This is a genomic window from Neobacillus sp. Fa239, from assembly GCF_055395235.1.
Window position 1 is genome coordinate 765,001 of sequence record NZ_AP041611.1, and the last position, 16,576, is coordinate 781,576.

11 protein-coding genes, 17 tRNA genes and 2 rRNA genes (1 of these 30 cut by a window edge) are annotated in these 16,576 nt (G+C 41.6%); 28 read left to right on the top strand and 2 right to left on the bottom strand.

The window, feature by feature from the left end:
• The 22 genes from ACZ5XR_RS03550 to ACZ5XR_RS03655 form a co-directional block, all read left to right on the top strand.
• Window positions 1-1,807 (top strand): 23S ribosomal RNA (locus tag ACZ5XR_RS03550); it begins 1,131 nt to the left of the window's first position.
• Between the two features lie 129 nt (window positions 1,808-1,936).
• A 5S ribosomal RNA gene (rrf, locus tag ACZ5XR_RS03555) occupies window positions 1,937-2,053 on the top strand.
• Window positions 2,054-2,067: 14 nt separating this feature from the next.
• Window positions 2,068-2,142: transfer RNA gene (locus ACZ5XR_RS03560), tRNA-Asn, on the top strand.
• 7 nt (window positions 2,143-2,149) lie between these two features.
• A tRNA-Ser gene (locus ACZ5XR_RS03565) sits at window positions 2,150-2,241 on the top strand.
• Between the two features lie 16 nt (window positions 2,242-2,257).
• Window positions 2,258-2,332, top strand: a tRNA-Glu gene (locus tag ACZ5XR_RS03570).
• Between the two features lie 39 nt (window positions 2,333-2,371).
• Window positions 2,372-2,447 (top strand) — tRNA-Val (locus tag ACZ5XR_RS03575).
• A gap of 9 nt (window positions 2,448-2,456) precedes the next feature.
• Window positions 2,457-2,530, top strand: a tRNA-Met gene (locus ACZ5XR_RS03580).
• 3 nt (window positions 2,531-2,533) lie between these two features.
• Window positions 2,534-2,610: transfer RNA gene (locus tag ACZ5XR_RS03585), tRNA-Asp, on the top strand.
• Between the two features lie 6 nt (window positions 2,611-2,616).
• Window positions 2,617-2,692 (top strand) — tRNA-Phe (locus ACZ5XR_RS03590).
• Window positions 2,693-2,709: 17 nt separating this feature from the next.
• Window positions 2,710-2,782, top strand: a tRNA-Thr gene (locus ACZ5XR_RS03595).
• A gap of 32 nt (window positions 2,783-2,814) precedes the next feature.
• Window positions 2,815-2,899: transfer RNA gene (locus ACZ5XR_RS03600), tRNA-Tyr, on the top strand.
• Window positions 2,900-2,938: 39 nt separating this feature from the next.
• A tRNA-Trp gene (locus ACZ5XR_RS03605) sits at window positions 2,939-3,012 on the top strand.
• A gap of 15 nt (window positions 3,013-3,027) precedes the next feature.
• Window positions 3,028-3,103, top strand: a tRNA-His gene (locus tag ACZ5XR_RS03610).
• 38 nt (window positions 3,104-3,141) lie between these two features.
• Window positions 3,142-3,216: transfer RNA gene (locus ACZ5XR_RS03615), tRNA-Gln, on the top strand.
• Between the two features lie 4 nt (window positions 3,217-3,220).
• Window positions 3,221-3,295 (top strand) — tRNA-Gly (locus ACZ5XR_RS03620).
• A gap of 8 nt (window positions 3,296-3,303) precedes the next feature.
• Window positions 3,304-3,377 (top strand) — tRNA-Cys (locus ACZ5XR_RS03625).
• A gap of 46 nt (window positions 3,378-3,423) precedes the next feature.
• Window positions 3,424-3,509 (top strand) — tRNA-Leu (locus ACZ5XR_RS03630).
• Between the two features lie 23 nt (window positions 3,510-3,532).
• Window positions 3,533-3,613 (top strand) — tRNA-Leu (locus ACZ5XR_RS03635).
• 124 nt (window positions 3,614-3,737) lie between these two features.
• A complete protein-coding gene (locus ACZ5XR_RS03640) occupies window positions 3,738-3,935 on the top strand; it encodes a hypothetical protein (RefSeq protein WP_464500329.1) in 198 nt (65 codons plus the stop codon).
• Window positions 3,936-4,153: 218 nt separating this feature from the next.
• Window positions 4,154-4,681, top strand: a complete 528-nt coding sequence (locus ACZ5XR_RS03645) for a hypothetical protein (protein WP_464500330.1) — start codon at window positions 4,154-4,156, stop codon at window positions 4,679-4,681.
• 256 nt (window positions 4,682-4,937) lie between these two features.
• On the top strand, window positions 4,938-5,882 hold the full coding sequence (locus ACZ5XR_RS03650) for an alpha/beta hydrolase (protein ID WP_464500331.1): 945 nt from the start codon (window positions 4,938-4,940) through the stop codon (window positions 5,880-5,882).
• Window positions 5,883-6,061: 179 nt separating this feature from the next.
• A tRNA-Gly gene (locus ACZ5XR_RS03655) sits at window positions 6,062-6,135 on the top strand.
• A gap of 78 nt (window positions 6,136-6,213) precedes the next feature.
• Here the strand turns inward: ACZ5XR_RS03655 and ACZ5XR_RS03660 are convergent.
• Window positions 6,214-6,885 (bottom strand): B3/B4 domain-containing protein, encoded by a 672-nt coding sequence (locus tag ACZ5XR_RS03660; RefSeq protein WP_464500332.1) that lies wholly within the window; start codon window positions 6,883-6,885, stop codon window positions 6,214-6,216.
• Window positions 6,886-6,963: 78 nt separating this feature from the next.
• On the opposite strand from ACZ5XR_RS03660, the gene queG reads away from it, so the two are divergent.
• The 5 genes from queG (at window position 6,964) to yhbH (ending at window position 13,202) form a co-directional block, all read left to right on the top strand.
• On the top strand, window positions 6,964-8,097 hold the full coding sequence (gene queG, locus ACZ5XR_RS03665) for a tRNA epoxyqueuosine(34) reductase QueG (RefSeq protein WP_464500333.1): 1,134 nt from the start codon (window positions 6,964-6,966) through the stop codon (window positions 8,095-8,097).
• 75 nt (window positions 8,098-8,172) lie between these two features.
• Entirely contained in the window at window positions 8,173-9,042 is an 870-nt protein-coding gene (locus tag ACZ5XR_RS03670) for an amidase domain-containing protein (RefSeq protein ID WP_464500334.1), read from the top strand.
• 53 nt (window positions 9,043-9,095) lie between these two features.
• Window positions 9,096-9,569 (top strand): tRNA (uridine(34)/cytosine(34)/5-carboxymethylaminomethyluridine(34)-2'-O)-methyltransferase TrmL, encoded by a 474-nt coding sequence (gene trmL, locus ACZ5XR_RS03675; protein ID WP_464500335.1) that lies wholly within the window; start codon window positions 9,096-9,098, stop codon window positions 9,567-9,569.
• Window positions 9,570-9,901: 332 nt separating this feature from the next.
• Window positions 9,902-11,797 carry a PrkA family serine protein kinase gene (locus ACZ5XR_RS03680; protein WP_464500336.1) on the top strand — a complete coding sequence of 632 codons (1,896 nt, stop codon included), beginning with the start codon at window positions 9,902-9,904 and terminating at the stop codon, window positions 11,795-11,797.
• 235 nt (window positions 11,798-12,032) lie between these two features.
• Window positions 12,033-13,202 (top strand): sporulation protein YhbH, encoded by a 1,170-nt coding sequence (gene yhbH / locus ACZ5XR_RS03685; RefSeq protein WP_464500337.1) that lies wholly within the window; start codon window positions 12,033-12,035, stop codon window positions 13,200-13,202.
• A gap of 31 nt (window positions 13,203-13,233) precedes the next feature.
• Here yhbH and nagE read toward each other — a convergent pair whose 3' ends face one another.
• The gene (gene nagE, locus ACZ5XR_RS03690) at window positions 13,234-15,123 is read right to left on the bottom strand and encodes an N-acetylglucosamine-specific PTS transporter subunit IIBC (RefSeq protein ID WP_464500338.1); all 1,890 of its coding nucleotides are present in this window, start codon (window positions 15,121-15,123) and stop codon (window positions 13,234-13,236) included.
• Between the two features lie 258 nt (window positions 15,124-15,381).
• Here nagE and nagA point away from each other — a divergent pair, with 258 nt between their 5' ends.
• Window positions 15,382-16,572 (top strand): N-acetylglucosamine-6-phosphate deacetylase, encoded by a 1,191-nt coding sequence (nagA, locus tag ACZ5XR_RS03695; protein ID WP_464500339.1) that lies wholly within the window; start codon window positions 15,382-15,384, stop codon window positions 16,570-16,572.
• Window positions 16,573-16,576 lie beyond the last annotated feature (4 nt).

Here is a 16,576-nt window from a genome sequence, read left to right on the forward strand (position 1 = left end):
TAAAGAGTGCGTAATAGCTCACTGGTCGAGTGACTCTGCGCCGAAAATGTACCGGGGCTAAACGTATCACCGAAGCTGTGGATTGACACCATTAGGTGTCAGTGGTAGGAGAGCGTTCTAAGGGCGTTGAAGCCAGACTGTAAGGACTGGTGGAGCGCTTAGAAGTGAGAATGCCGGTATGAGTAGCGAAAGATGAGTGAGAATCTCATCCACCGAATGCCTAAGGTTTCCTGAGGAAGGCTCGTCCGCTCAGGGTTAGTCGGGACCTAAGCCGAGGCCGAAAGGCGTAGGCGATGGACAACAGGTTGATATTCCTGTACCACCTCTTTATCGTTTGAGCAACGGGGGGACGCAGGAGGATAGGGTAAGCGCACTGCTGGATATGTGCGTGTAAGCAGTTAGGCTGGTGAATAGGAAAATCCGTTCACCGTGAAGGCTGAGCTGTGATGCCGAGGGAAATATAGTACCGAAGTTCCTGATTCCACACTGCCAAGAAAAGCCTCTAGCGAGATAAAAGGTGCCCGTACCGCAAACCGACACAGGTAGGCGAGGAGAGAATCCTAAGGTGAGCGAGAGAACTCTCGTTAAGGAACTCGGCAAAATGACCCCGTAACTTCGGGAGAAGGGGTGCTCATTGAGGTGAATAGCCTCGATGAGCCGCAGTGAATAGGCCCAGGCGACTGTTTAGCAAAAACACAGGTCTCTGCGAAGCCGCAAGGCGAAGTATAGGGGCTGACGCCTGCCCGGTGCTGGAAGGTTAAGAGGAGGGGTTAGCGCAAGCGAAGCTCTGAATCGAAGCCCCAGTAAACGGCGGCCGTAACTATAACGGTCCTAAGGTAGCGAAATTCCTTGTCGGGTAAGTTCCGACCCGCACGAAAGGCGTAACGATCTGGGCACTGTCTCAACGAGAGACTCGGTGAAATTATAGTACCTGTGAAGATGCAGGTTACCCGCGACAGGACGGAAAGACCCCATGGAGCTTTACTGTAGCCTGATATTGAATTTTGGTACAGCTTGTACAGGATAGGTAGGAGCCTGAGAAACCGGAGCGCCAGCTTCGGTGGAGGCGTCGGTGGGATACTACCCTGGCTGTATTGAAATTCTAACCCGCACCCCTCATCGGGGTGGGAGACAGTGTCAGGTGGGCAGTTTGACTGGGGCGGTCGCCTCCTAAAGAGTAACGGAGGCGCCCAAAGGTTCCCTCAGAATGGTTGGAAATCATTCGCAGAGTGTAAAGGCATAAGGGAGCTTGACTGCGAGACCTACAAGTCGAGCAGGGACGAAAGTCGGGCTTAGTGATCCGGTGGTTCCGCATGGAAGGGCCATCGCTCAACGGATAAAAGCTACCCTGGGGATAACAGGCTTATCTCCCCCAAGAGTCCACATCGACGGGGAGGTTTGGCACCTCGATGTCGGCTCATCGCATCCTGGGGCTGTAGTCGGTCCCAAGGGTTGGGCTGTTCGCCCATTAAAGCGGTACGCGAGCTGGGTTCAGAACGTCGTGAGACAGTTCGGTCCCTATCCGTCGTGGGCGCAGGAAATTTGAGAGGAGCTGTCCTTAGTACGAGAGGACCGGGATGGACGCACCGCTGGTGTACCAGTTGTCTTGCCAAAGGCATCGCTGGGTAGCTATGTGCGGACGGGATAAGTGCTGAAAGCATCTAAGCATGAAGCCCCCCTCAAGATGAGATTTCCCATAGCGTCAAGCTAGTAAGATCCCTGAAAGATGATCAGGTTGATAGGTCAGAGGTGGAAGCGTGGCAACATGTGGAGCTGACTGATACTAATCGATCGAGGACTTAACCAATTTTAAGATTACCTCATTTTTACGAAAACTTCTTCTGCATTATCTAGTTTTGAGGGAATGAAATTTTTATAAATTTCCTCTTGAAAAAATCTAAAAAGACATTATAATAAAATAGTGTCTGATAAATAGTCTGGTAATAATGGCGAGAAGGTCACACCCGTTCCCATCCCGAACACGGAAGTTAAGCTTCTCAGCGCCGATGGTAGTTGGGGGCTGTCCCCCTGTGAGAGTAGGACGTTGCCAGGCTGTTATATCATTATTCCGCAGTAGCTCAGTGGTAGAGCTATCGGCTGTTAACCGATCGGTCGTAGGTTCGAGTCCTACCTGCGGAGCCATTATTATGGAGAGCTGTCCGAGTGGCCGAAGGAGCACGATTGGAAATCGTGTAGGCGGGTAACCCTGTCTCAAGGGTTCAAATCCCTTGCTCTCCGCCATAATACTTTTATTTTTGGCCCCTTGGTCAAGCGGTTAAGACACCGCCCTTTCACGGCGGTAACACGGGTTCGAATCCCGTAGGGGTCACCAAAGTTTTTTCGCGTCAGGGAAAATAACTTTCATTATAATGGAGGATTAGCTCAGCTGGGAGAGCATCTGCCTTACAAGCAGAGGGTCGGCGGTTCGATCCCGTCATCCTCCACCATAATATTGTCGCGGGGTGGAGCAGTCCGGTAGCTCGTCGGGCTCATAACCCGAAGGTCGCAGGTTCAAATCCTGTCCCCGCAATTCGGTCTGGTAGTTCAGTTGGTTAGAATGCCTGCCTGTCACGCAGGAGGTCGCGGGTTCGAGTCCCGTCCAGACCGCCATATGTTGGCTCAGTAGCTCAGTCGGTAGAGCAAAGGACTGAAAATCCTTGTGTCGGCGGTTCGATTCCGTCCTGAGCCACCATTTAGATTAAAAGATACGCCGATGTAGCTCAATTGGTAGAGCAACTGAATCGTAATCAGTAGGTTGGGGGTTCGATTCCTCTCGTCGGCACCTTAAGCTGACAAATTCAGTTAATATTATGTGGAGGGGTAGCGAAGTGGCTAAACGCGGCGGACTGTAAATCCGCTCCCTCGGGGTTCGGCGGTTCGAATCCGTCCCCCTCCACCAAATTTTTTTCGCACAAGTGAAAATAACTTTTCATAACATAGGGGTATAGTTTAAAGGTAGAACGAAGGTCTCCAAAACCTTTGGTGTGGGTTCGATTCCTACTACCCCTGCCAATTGATTTTATTGTGGCGATTGTGGCGAAGTGGTTAACGCATCGGATTGTGGTTCCGACATTCGTGGGTTCGATTCCCATCAGTCGCCCCATTAAAAGTATTGAATATTTCAATAAATTGTATTATTATTGGGCTATAGCCAAGCGGTAAGGCATCGCACTTTGACTGCGACATGCGTTGGTTCAAATCCAGCTAGCCCAGCCAATTTGCGGAAGTAGTTCAGTGGTAGAACACCACCTTGCCAAGGTGGGGGTCGCGGGTTCGAATCCCGTCTTCCGCTCCATAAAATACGGCGGCATAGCCAAGTGGTAAGGCAGAGGTCTGCAAAACCTTTACCACCGGTTCGAATCCGGTTGCCGCCTCCAATTAAATAAATGTTGGGTTTTGGATTAGAACAGGTAATTAGATTTCGCCGGGGTGGCGGAACTGGCAGGCGCACAGGACTTAAAATCCTGCGGTAGGTGACTACCGTACCGGTTCGATTCCGGTCCTCGGCATTATTTATTTAAAATTTTATTACGCCGGTGTGGCGGAATTGGCAGACGCGCACGACTCAAAATCGTGTTCCTCTGGAGTGTCGGTTCGACCCCGACCACCGGTATCTTTAGATTTAGATAAACTAAATTTAAACGCTGTAAAGCACTCACAAATGTTGTTAAATCAATGTTTGTGAGTGCTTTTTTCGTTATTGAACCAGAATGTGTAGTTAAAGAGTTTCTTTTTAATTGGAAAAGAAAATGAAGAAGTTGCCGATATTGTCGCCTATGAAGCCTATTGGCGACAATACAGAAGAGAAAGCAACCAAAAGTGTCGCCAGTGTTAGGCTACAAGCTTCAGACTACAAATCAGAGAAGGAAGGAGTCTACGCTAGCAAAAAATGCTCAAAAAGAAGAATAGATAACTTAGAAGAATTCTTCATATAAAAATCACAAAAGATCGTTAACAAAATTAAGTTTCATGGCCTGAAATATCATTGCTCACAAGATTTAAATCCCGTAAATTTGATTTCTTCATATATTATTTTTACAAATAATCACATAAAATGTACGGATTAACTATATAAATTGTCCCTATCAAATAGAACACTTTTTGCATTTAATATATGGAATGATAGATTACATTTTGAAAGGAGGTGAATTCGATGCCTTCACTTACAACAGGTCCGTTTTTGGTACCAAATAAAACGAGCAGTGGAAATCCTATTAACCATGTATTTATTTCCCTTACGAATCTTAGCAGAACAGCTTTAACAGTATATGTAGAGATCCATCAAGCTTTAATTGTATCCGACCCAAATGGCTCCAATTTTCCATCTTCAGAAATGACAGCTCTTCTACCATCCGTTCCAATCACACTTGCACCAAGTTCAGCAGTCATGTTCTCTCAAAAAATCGAACAATCCACTCCTCCAACAGAAGCTGATTCAACAGACGATTCAACAGACGATTCTACTAAAGACGCTGCTACTCAATCAAACCCACAAATCTTGGTAGTTACAATTAGTGGTGATGTAACAAAACCTGGTGATTTAATTCAAGTCAGTGTAACAGGCGGTTTTTCATCCGATGGATTTTCACTTGAAGATGCAGTACCAATGATTAGCTTCCGCCATGCTGATTTAGAACACGTTCACCCTTTTGGCAGCCGCTCACCTCGTCGATACTACTAGGATCCCCTTAATTAGCTGGAAATGATGTTGAAGAAGCGTTATGGGCATTAATTGACACTCAGAAAACCTTTAGACCGTTTCTTTTTTAAGACGGTCTTTTTTGGGACAAGTATAAAGTAAAAATCCGAAATGATACTCTTACAGGCACCACTTTAAATTTTATTTTAGCTGAAATATATCCAACTTCAATTTAATAAACTGTATTAGATGTATAGCCCATGCACTTACCTTAATCTATCGCTAGATTTTAAAAGGAGTGGTCGGTCTGGTCATTCTATCTTCGTTTTCATTCTTAACCAATGATTCTACTGAAATTTATGCATGTAAGTGGGCATCAGAAAAGGAGGAAGCACCGCGTGCCATTGTGCAAATCGCCCACGGTATGGCAGAGCATATTCAGAGATACGAATCATTTGCTAATGAGCTGTTTTTTCATAAAATCCATGTTTACGGTAATGATCATCGGGGGCATGGAAGAACGGGGGAACTGAATAATAGTCCGGGCTATTTTGCGGCTGAACAAGGGTTTGAGAAAGCAGTAGAGGACTTAATTCAGTTGACAACGATTATTAAGAAGGAAAACCCTGATGTTCCCATCATTCTTTTTGGTCATAGTATGGGATCATTTTTAGCAAGAAGATATATTCAGTTATCAGGGGAGGTGTTAAAGGGTGTTATTCTTTCAGGAACAGGTGGGGATCCTGGATGGATGGGGAAGCTGGGAAGAATCATTGCGAAGCGTGAAATGATTAATAAAGGAGCAAAGACATCAAGCCCGTTGATGAACAAATTAACGTTTGGCAGTTATAATAAAGGGTTTCGTCCATATCGTACCGAATTTGATTGGTTGAGCAGGGATGAAGCGGAAGTAGATAAATATATCGAGGACCCATTTTGTGGAGCCGTTTTTACTTCCGGATTTTTCAATGACCTCCTCGAAGGTCTTGAAATTATCAACCATCCTTCCAATATAGCCGCTATTCCTTTGAATCTTCCAATCTACTTAATTTCTGGAAGCAAGGACCCGGTTGGAGGTAAAACAAAGGGTGTTATAAAAACCTATCAGGCTTTTGTAAAGGCTGGAATTACAGATGTAACCTATAAATTTTATCAAGATGCCCGCCATGAAATATTGAATGAAATAAATAGGGCCGAAGTGGTGACGGACATTCTTAACTGGATCAATTTTCACATAAAATAACAAGGTATAAAGGAGAGCTGGAAGAAAATCAACCAGCTCTAAATTAATGATGAGAGTAAACCCACCTAGGTAAAGCAAGTGAGGATTTCGACAAATTTCGTAAAATTCCTTGACGAATTTTAGCAAACCATGTATTATAATATACGTCAGATGAAATGAATTATTATTCATTTAACCATGCGGGTGTAGTTTACTGGTAAAACCTCAGCCTTCCAAGCTGATGTAGTGGGTTCGATTCCCATCACCCGCTCCATACATAACTAACGCAGTGTATCGTTACAATAGAGAACGATGCATTGCGTTTTTCTTTTTTTACTGAAAAAAAGATGCCTTATGAGCATCCAAGAATGCGAAACGATGCGTCACCACCATGTACTTGGACAAACATATTCAATAACGATTCGGTAAGCTTTTCTGCAGATGCTTGCTCAATCGATGGCCTTAAGTAAATGATTTGCAGAGCATTTGTTGTTTTTTCCGTTACGGGTGATCGTTCCGAATCCACGAATGGGCTCCCAAATGGGCCTTGTTGGTCACAAGCGATAATCAAATGTTCCAACGAATTAATCCGGCCATTTAAGCCATTATATTCTTCTCCTTTTCGGCCGATTCGGATTTCAACCGGTCCTGTTAGCCGGTCAAGGTCATAAATGCCAATCGGTACTTGATATTGTAAGGAGAAGAAATTATTGATATCGATAGCACTTTGCACGGGGTTAAGGTAATTTTGCTTTTGCACCCTGCGAATTAGTGCTTCGTTTGAGGGGCGATAACGGTTTGGATCTTTTCCAAGCATTTTAAACACTTTGCGCCATTCCTGAATTCCCGGTAAATCAGTGACGTTCTTGTTTTCTAATTCAAAAAAAATGGACTCTTGGAAAAGCTGGAGCCGTCCTTTTACCATTTGGGGAGAGTCTCCGACCGTGATATTTTTATATTCAATAATTCCTGCTTTAAAATTGGAAATCTGCTCGATAAGCGCTGCTGAAAGGGTAATTTCCAAGCTTTTCACCTCCAAAATACGTTAATAATAGTTTATCATAAAAGGATATGAAATAAATAATGAAGGGGGAGGCCGCCTGTGGATATTATAAAACTAAAAGAAGAGCTCATTGTGTACAGTAAGGAAATTGGGATCGATAAAATTGGTTTTACTACAGCCGATCCCTTTAGTGAGTTGAAAAATAGATTAATCCGGCAGCAGGAATTAGACTATCAATCCGGTTTTGAGGAGCCGGATATTGAGAAACGCACCAATCCTTCTTTGCTTCTGGAGGAACCAAGATCAATCATCTCGATTGCGATTGCGTATCCGTCGAAAATGAAAACTAGAGTCGTCAGCAAAAAAGGGGAAAGAAGAGGGATTTTTTCTCGAGCCTCTTGGGGATTGGATTACCATCATGTTCTTCGAGATCGATTGAAGAAGCTTGAAGCCTTTATTTTAGAAAAAGCTCCTGGCGCACGCTTGAAATCCATGGTAGACACAGGTGAACTTTCTGACCGCGCTGTTGCACAGAGAGCAGGAATCGGCTGGAGCGGGAAAAACTGTGCGATTATTACTCCTGAGTTTGGCTCTTATGTTTATATTGGGGAAATGATAACGAGTCTTCCCTTTGAGCCGGATACACCAATGGAGGACCAATGCGGTACTTGTACGCAATGCCTTGATGCCTGCCCAACAGGTGCTTTGGTTCAGGGTGGACAAATCAATGCCAAGCATTGTATTTCCTTTTTAACACAAACGAAGGATCTGATACCTGACGAATTTAGGGAAAAAATCGGCAATCGTGTTTATGGATGTGATTCCTGTCAAACTGCTTGCCCGGTTAATAAAGGAAAAGAGTTTCATTTCCATGATGAGATTGAGCCTGAACCGGAAGTAGCGAAACCTCTGTTAACCCCTATATTGAAATTGAGCAATCGTGAATTTAAAGCCAAGTTCGGACATGTTTCCGGTGCATGGCGCGGGAAAAAGCCGATTCAGCGGAATGCCATCATTGCTCTTGCGCATTTTAAGGACGATACGGTAGTACCTGATTTAATAGAAGTATTGAAGAATGAACCAAGCCCTGTTACGAAAGGAACAGCGGCATGGGCTCTTGGAAAAATCGGCGGGGACCATGCTTATGCTGCCTTGCTGGAGGCAAAAGGGCAGGAAAATGATGAAACCGTTCAAAAAGAAATTGAAAAAGGCCTTAATTATTATAAACAATAAAAGAGCGAATTGGCTCTTTTTTTGCTTTTAAATTCCTTTTTCCTTCATATGTATGAATGGAAAGGGGGGAAATCCATGCGAGAATTACTCCAAGATTTATTTCAAAAACGGCTTCAACAGTTTGTTGGGAGCCCAAGAAATGAAAGTGATTATTATTCTAAGGCTGAAAAAAAGAAGGAATCATTAGCGAAGCGGTCTGCCGAAATCGTAAAGGTAAAAGCGGCTGGAAAAATAATCGAAGAAACAACCGACGGCGATTTTCAAACCATCAAATACGAGACCCATTTTCAATACTTAATTAAGCAAAAAGGGAGCCTTTATTTAGAAGAAGAGGTTGAAGAAAGAATAGGGAAGTTCTATAAGAATGTACTGATAATGGATGAAGAAATCAATCCATATATTTTTGACAAACAAGAAGAAGCACTACCCGACCTCTCAGAAGAAAATCCCGAGCGCTTGAACTATGAATATAATCGACTGAAAGCTGTGCAATATGCGGAACTGTGGTGGAATAGCTATAATCCATCCTATATTAAGTTTCAAAATGATTGTACCAATTTCATTTCTCAATGCCTTAGATCAGGCGGGGCACCAATGAGAGGATTTCCGAAGCGTGGAAGTGGCTGGTGGCTGCAATATAAAAATTATAGCTATAGCTGGGCAATGGCACATTCATTAAGATTATACTTAGCTAATTCAAAGAGCGGATTAATGGCTAAAGAAGTTAGCAGTCCTGATCAACTTCTATTGGGTGATATCATTTGTTACGATTTTGAAGGAGATGGCCGCTTCAATCATAATACGATGGTCACCGGCAAGGATGCTAATGGCATGCCATTAGTAAATGCCCATACGTATAATAGCCGGAAAAGATACTGGGCATATGAAGATTCTTCTGCTTATACACCAAATATCAAATATAAGTTTTTTTCAATTATTGGTTGATTTCTTGTAGACAATACTCAGAGTCGGTATAATGGCTTATGAGGTGAGTAAACGTGTCAGTGCATGTAGTATTATATCAGCCACAGATTCCATCAAATACAGGGAATATTGCCAGAACCTGTGCAGGAACAGGTGCCACTTTACATTTAATCCGTCCATTAGGATTTTCTACTGATGATAAAATGTTAAAGCGGGCTGGATTAGATTATTGGGAATTCGTTAATATTGTTTATTACGATTCCTTAGATGATTTTTATGAAAAAAATGCCGGCGGCGAGTTTTTTTATTTGACCAAATTTGGCCAAAAGCCACATTCTTCCTTTGATTATAGCGATCCAAATAAGGAGTACTACTTTATTTTTGGTCGTGAAACAACGGGGCTTCCAAAGGATGTTATTGAAAATAATAAAGAGGTCAGCTTAAGAATCCCAATGAATGATAATATTCGCTCCTTAAACCTGTCCAATACCGCAGCCATCTTAATCTACGAAGCATTGCGGCAGCAGGACTATCCTAATTTAAAATAAAAAGAAAAGAGGCCAGAATCGGTCTCTTTTTTTGCTTATTTATTTGCGCCCGGTTTGTCGTTATATCCAGCTGTAAAGATGGCGGCTAAAAAGGCGATCATGACCAAAATAACGATAAATGTGTGCATGTTTATGTATTCCTCCCACATTAATTTTTTAAATTAGTGAACATATAATTTTATTATATCCTAACTTTAAAAAATGAAAAGGTAAATATTCCTAAGGATAAAACAAAAAAGATAGACACGAATACGTCTTGGTTACGCATGTTCAAAGAATCAAGCGCATAGAGTATATTAATCGTCTCTGATAAAGTACAGGGGGAGGGCCTTATGGATATTTTAAAAAAAATCGAGATGTTTCGTGAAGAAGAGGAAAAACTTCGTTGGGAAGGGTCGTTTGCTGATTACTTGGAGTTGTTAAAGGATAAGCCATGGGTAGCACAATCTGCACATTCACGCGTATATAATATGATCAAAGACGCAGGAATTGAAGAAGAAAAAGGGACGAAGAAGTACAATTTCTTTAACAATCAATTATTTGGCTTAGAGGAAGCATTGGAGCGGCTTGTGGAAGAATATTTCCATCCAGCTGCCAAAAGGCTGGATGTCAGAAAACGTATATTGTTATTAATGGGCCCGGTAAGCGGCGGGAAATCCACGCTGGTTACCATGCTAAAAAGAGGACTTGAAAGTTATTCCCATACGGACAGGGGCTCTGTTTTTGCCATAAAGGGCTGTCCGATGCATGAAGACCCGCTGCACTTAATTCCGCATCATCTCAGATCTGATTTTTATGAAGAATACGGAATTCGAATTGAAGGAAATCTTTCTCCACTAAATATGATGCGCCTTGAGCAAGAATATGGAGGAAGAATTGAAGATGTTTTAGTGGAAAGAATCTTCTTCTCTGAGGATAAACGAACAGGGATCGGTACGTTCAGCCCATCTGATCCAAAATCACAGGATATTGCCGATTTGACAGGAAGCATTGATTTTTCAACCATCGCCGAGTTCGGGTCAGAATCTGACCCAAGAGCCTATCGTTTTGATGGAGAGCTTAATAAAGCAAACCGTGGAATGATGGAATTCCAGGAAATGTTGAAATGTGATGAGAAATTCCTGTGGCATTTACTATCATTAACCCAAGAGGGAAATTTCAAAGCGGGCAGATTTGCGTTAATCAGCGCGGATGAGCTGATCGTCGCCCATACAAACGAAACGGAATATCGATCCTTTATTTCAAATAAAAAGAACGAAGCTCTTCACTCCAGGATTATTGTGATGCCGATTCCATACAATTTAAAGGTTTCACAAGAAGAGCGGATTTATGAAAAGATGATAAGGGAAAGCGATGTGTCTGATGTACACATTGCCCCGCATACACTGAGAGTGGCAGCGATGTTTACGATTCTGACTCGTTTAAAGGAACCGAAAAAGGGCGATATCGACTTAGTGAAGAAAATGCGGTTATATGATGGAGAAAATGTAGAAGGCTTTAATTCAGCTGACATTGAGGAGCTTAAGAAGGAATATCATGATGAAGGTATGAGCGGGATTGATCCACGTTATGTCATTAACCGAATTTCATCTACGATTATTCGAAAGGAAGTCCCTTCTATTAATGCATTGGACGTATTGCGGTCATTAAAAGACGGGTTGGATCAGCACCCATCTATTACGACAGAACTGCGTGAACGTTATATGAACTATATTTCTCTAGCTCGGAAAGAATATGATAATATTGCAAAAAATGAGGTCCAAAAAGCATTTGTGTATTCTTATGAAGAGTCTGCCAAGACATTAATGGATAATTATCTTGATAATGTTGAAGCTTATTGTAATAAAGCAAAGCTGCGTGACGTCTTAACTGGTGAAGAAATTAATCCGGATGAAAAGCTTATGCGTTCCATCGAGGAGCAAATCGGCATTTCTGAAAATGCGAAGAAAGCGTTCAGGGAAGAGATTTTAATCAGAATTTCAGCCTTTGCAAGAAAAGGCAAGCGATTTGATTACAATTCTCATGATCGCCTTCGTGAAGCCATACAAAAGAAACTGTTCGCGGATCTTAAAGATGTGGTTAAAATTACAACTTCATCGAAGACACCTGATGAACAGCAGCTGAAGAAGATTAATGATGTCGTGGCCCGGCTTATTGATGAGCACGGATATAATTCAACCTCTGCCAATGAATTATTGCGGTATGTTGGAAGCTTATTAAACAGATAGTAGAGAGAGACTGGTAGAAAGACTTCTGCCAGTCTGTTTTTTTCTAGAAAAAATACTTGTCCTAATTTCTTAGGCGATTCCCCAATTGTCAAAATTATTTGTAAATTATTTGCTGTTTCTGCATAGGATAGAGTAATCAATCTTTCTATTGCATTTTATCATTCGGGTTATATTATGATTTGGGAAACCATATGTGCATGTTCAAATTGAAAATTTTATAAGGAGGGGTTTACATTTGTCTGACAATAACCATCAATATGTGATTTCAAGAGAAGATTGGTCCCTCCACCGTAAAGGCCACGATGACCAGCAGCGACATCAGGAAAAAGTCCAGGAGGCGATTCGAAACAATCTTCCCGATTTAATCACAGAAGAAAGCATTATTATGTCAAATGGTCGAGATGTGGTAAAAATTCCGATTCGATCGCTGGACGAATATAAAATTCGTTATAATTATGACAAAAACAAACACGTGGGCCAAGGTGACGGTGATAGCCAAGTCGGTGATGTTGTGGCACGTGACGGTTCTGGTGCGCAGAAGGGCCCTGGTAAGGGTCAAGGCGCAGGTGACCAGGCTGGTGAAGACTATTTTGAAGCTGAAGTTTCGTTAATGGAGCTTGAGGAAGCATTATTTAAGCAATTAGAGCTGCCTAATTTAAAGAGGAAAGAGCAAGAAGAGAATTTGGTTGAGAATATTGAATTTAATGATATTCGAAAAACAGGGCTCATGGGGAATATTGATAAAAAACGAACGATGATGTCTGCTTTTAAACGAAATGCGATGAGTGGAAAGCCGTCTTTTCATCCTATTTACAAGGATGACTTGAAATTTAAAACATGGAATGAGGTCGTAAAGCCTGATTCTAAAGCTGTTGTATTAGCGATGATGGATACGAGCGGTAGTATGGGGATATGGGAAAAATACATGGCCCGCAGCTTTTTCTTTTGGATGACGCGCTTTTTAAGAACGAAATATGAAACGGTGGAAATTGAGTTTATCGCCCACCACACGGAAGCAAAAGTCGTTACTGAGGAAGACTTCTTTTCAAAAGGTGAAAGTGGTGGAACCATTTGTTCATCCGCATACCGTAAAGCCTTGGAGCTAATCGAGGACAAATACAATCCGCGAAAGTTCAACATTTACCCATTCCACTTTTCTGACGGTGACAATTTAACATCGGATAACGCTCGATGTGTCAAGCTTGTTGAAGAATTAATGAAGGTTTCGAATATGTTTGGTTATGGTGAGGTTAATCAGTACAATCGTCATTCCACTTTAATGTCTGCCTATAAGAACATTAAAGATGAGCATTTCCGTTATTACATCCTCAAGCAAAAAGCCGATGTGTTCCATGCGATGAAGAGCTTTTTTCAAAAGGAAGTAGAATCAAAACTATATGCATAAAAAATACAGGTGCCAGGCACCTGTATTTTTTTTATTCAATGGAGAGAATTCCGCTTTTTCCCTGCTCTGTTTGACCAAGTTTTTTTACATTTAATTTTGTTAAGTTTGTAAAGATTACTGGAGTGACAGTAGAAGGAGCAGAACTCTTAATGAAGTCATGGTCAAACGTCATAATGGCTTGTCCCTTTTTAACCTGCTCACCTTCATGAACAAGAGCAGTAAAGCCCTCTCCTTTTAATTTCACCGTATCTAAACCGATATGGATCAATATTTCATAGCCTTGTTTTGATTTAATACCGATGGCATGTTTAGTCGGGAATATATTGATAATTTCCCCGTCAACCGGCGATACGACTGAACCGCTTGAAGGAATGATGCCAAAACCGTCACCCATCATTTTTTGAGAGAACACTTGATCAGGAACATCGGTAATAGGAATAATTTCCCCTTCAATAGGCATGACAAAATCATTTTCAGTTAATGGAAGCATGCTGCCAATATCTGATTGATTCGCTTGATCGTCGAGGCTGTCTAAATTAACATGACGCAGTTCTATATTCTTCATCGCATCTGCGACAAATTCCACTTCCGTTCCGACGACAATTTGCAGATTGTTCTTATTTAATTTCATAACTCCTTTTGCGCCATGCGCCTTAAGGGCTGAATCCTGTACTTTATCCATATCCTTTACATTTAAACGAAGACGGGTCGTACAATTTTCAATCGATGTAATATTTTCTCTGCCGCCAATATCATGAATAAAGTGATATGCCATTGCTTCGTGCTTGCTGCTTCCCACCGTTTTTTCATCTTTCACAATATCTATGGATTCATCATCATCCTCACGGCCAGGGGTTTTAATATTAAAGGCCTTAATCAATGAGTAAAAAACGATGAAATAAATCACTGCGTAGACCAGACCAACCAGTAGTAATAATAAAGGCTTTTGGGCAATGTTAAAGTTCAACGCATAATCGATGGCACCTGCGGAAAAGGTGAACCCATCCTTAATTCCCAAAAGGGAGGTCACTAACATCGATAAACCGGTTAATACGGCATGGACACCATATAGTAATGGGGCAATAAACATAAAGGAAAATTCAATTGGTTCGGTAATTCCCGTTAAAAAAGAAGTTAAGGCAATACCGATAAACATACCGGCAACCGATTTTCTTTTTTCCGGTTTAGCCGCTGCAATCATGGCGAAGCATGCAGCCGGTAATCCAAACATCATTACTGGGAAGAATCCTGTCATATACGTACCAGCAGTTTTATCTCCGGCAAAGAACCGGGCAATATCTCCTGCTTTGCCATGAAACTCTCCAAACTGGAACCAAAACAAACTATTTAACACATGGTGTAAACCTAATGGAATTAATAAACGATTTAATACTCCAAAAATCCCGGCACCCACGGCTCCTAATCCAATGATCCAATTACCAAGACCGTTAATGGCGTCTTGAATAGGCGGCCAAACAAAACCAAAAATGAATGCCAAAATGACCATTGATAATGAGGTGATAATCGGTACAAAGCGTCTTCCGCTAAAGAACCCCAGCCATTCTGGAAGCTTGACATTGTGAAAACGATTATATAATAATCCGGCGATAATACCAGCGATAATTCCGCCAAGAACTCCCATATTAATATTTTTATCAATCGCAATAGTTCCTTGCTGTAGGACCAAATATCCAATTGCACCGGCTAATGCGGCTGCACCATTATTATCCTTGGCAAATCCCATGGCAACGCCAATAGCGAAAATTAATGCCAGGTTGGAAAATATAGCATTTCCAGCATTGGCGATGAAAGGAATATTTAATAAATCAGGTTGTCCAAAACGAAGCAGCAGCCCCGCAGCAGGCAATACCGCAATTGGAAGCATTAATGCTTTCCCGATTCTTTGTAAAAAGCCCAACATAAATGACCTCTCCCTTTTCTATTTATTTTGAAAAAAGTGTAAGCGCTTTTCTTAATCCATGGTAATCATAACATTCGATAATTATAGATGTCTATACCAATTTTATTATTTTTATTTATTTTAATTATGTCCAATAGGGGAATTTATTGATTAAATAAGGGTTTTTACTTTATTAATAAATTTTTATAAAAAGAGGTGGTATAGACAACTATAAAACATAAATGCTAAAATAGCTTTGACTCGAAAGGAGTAATGGAGATGCCAATAGTAGATAATCATATTTTACTTAAGGGTTTTCAAATTTATACAGAAGATGGAATCATTCAAAATGGCTTTATTAAAATAAAAAATCAAAAAATTGTGGAGCTCGGATCAGCAAGGGAACTTACTCATGATGATGATTATGAAATAATAGAAATTCCCCCGCAATATAAAGCAATCCCAGGTTTTATTGATGTTCATATCCATGGAGTCAATGGTGCCGATGTGATGGATGCCGATAAATCTGCATTGGATACGATGGTTTCCAGCCTTCCTAAAGAAGGAACAACCAGTTTTTTAGCGACAACGATGACACAGGCAAAAGAAGAAATTGAAAAGGCGTTAATGAATGCTAGTCAATTTATAGAAGAGCAAGCTTCCAACGGGAAAGCTGAAATACTTGGCATCCATTTAGAGGGACCGTTTGTCAATCCTAAGAAAGCTGGTGCACAGCCTGTTCAGTATATGATTGAGCCAGAGCTTTCCTTATTTAAAAAATGGCAGGAGCTTTCGAAGGGGAATATTAAGGTTGTGACTTTAGCACCAGAATTATCTGGTGGTCTGGAAATGATTCGCTATTTAAAGGCCAATGGGATCGTTGCCTCAATAGGGCATACTGATGCCAAGTATGAAGAGGTTGCCGAGGCCATTCATGCTGGTGCCAATCATGTTACCCATCTCTTTAATCAAATGAGAGGCTTGCACCATCGAGAACCAGGCGTAGTAGGTGCTGCCTTTTTAAAAGATGAATTACTAGTGGAAATGATTGCCGATGGAGTACATGTTCGTCCGGAAATGATAGAACTCGCTTTTAAACTGAAGCGAAAAGAAGGGTTAATATTAATCACTGACTCCATGCGGGCGAAATGCTTAAAAAATGGTCAGTATGACCTTGGCGGACAAAAAGTAAATGTAAAGGATGGAAAAGCGTTTCTTGATGATGGGACACTTGCGGGGAGTATATTAAGGCTTGGAGATGCAGTGAAAAACTTCCTTGCCTATACTGGTTGTTCATTGGAGGACGCGATTGTTATGGCTTCCGTAAATCCTGCAAAACAATTGAATGTGTACGATCGGAAGGGAAGTCTTACGGCGGGAAAAGACGCGGATATTATCATTTTAGATGAACATTTAAACGTTAATAGGACTTACTGTCGTGGAGCACTTGCTTTTTCCAAGGAGGAATAAACTT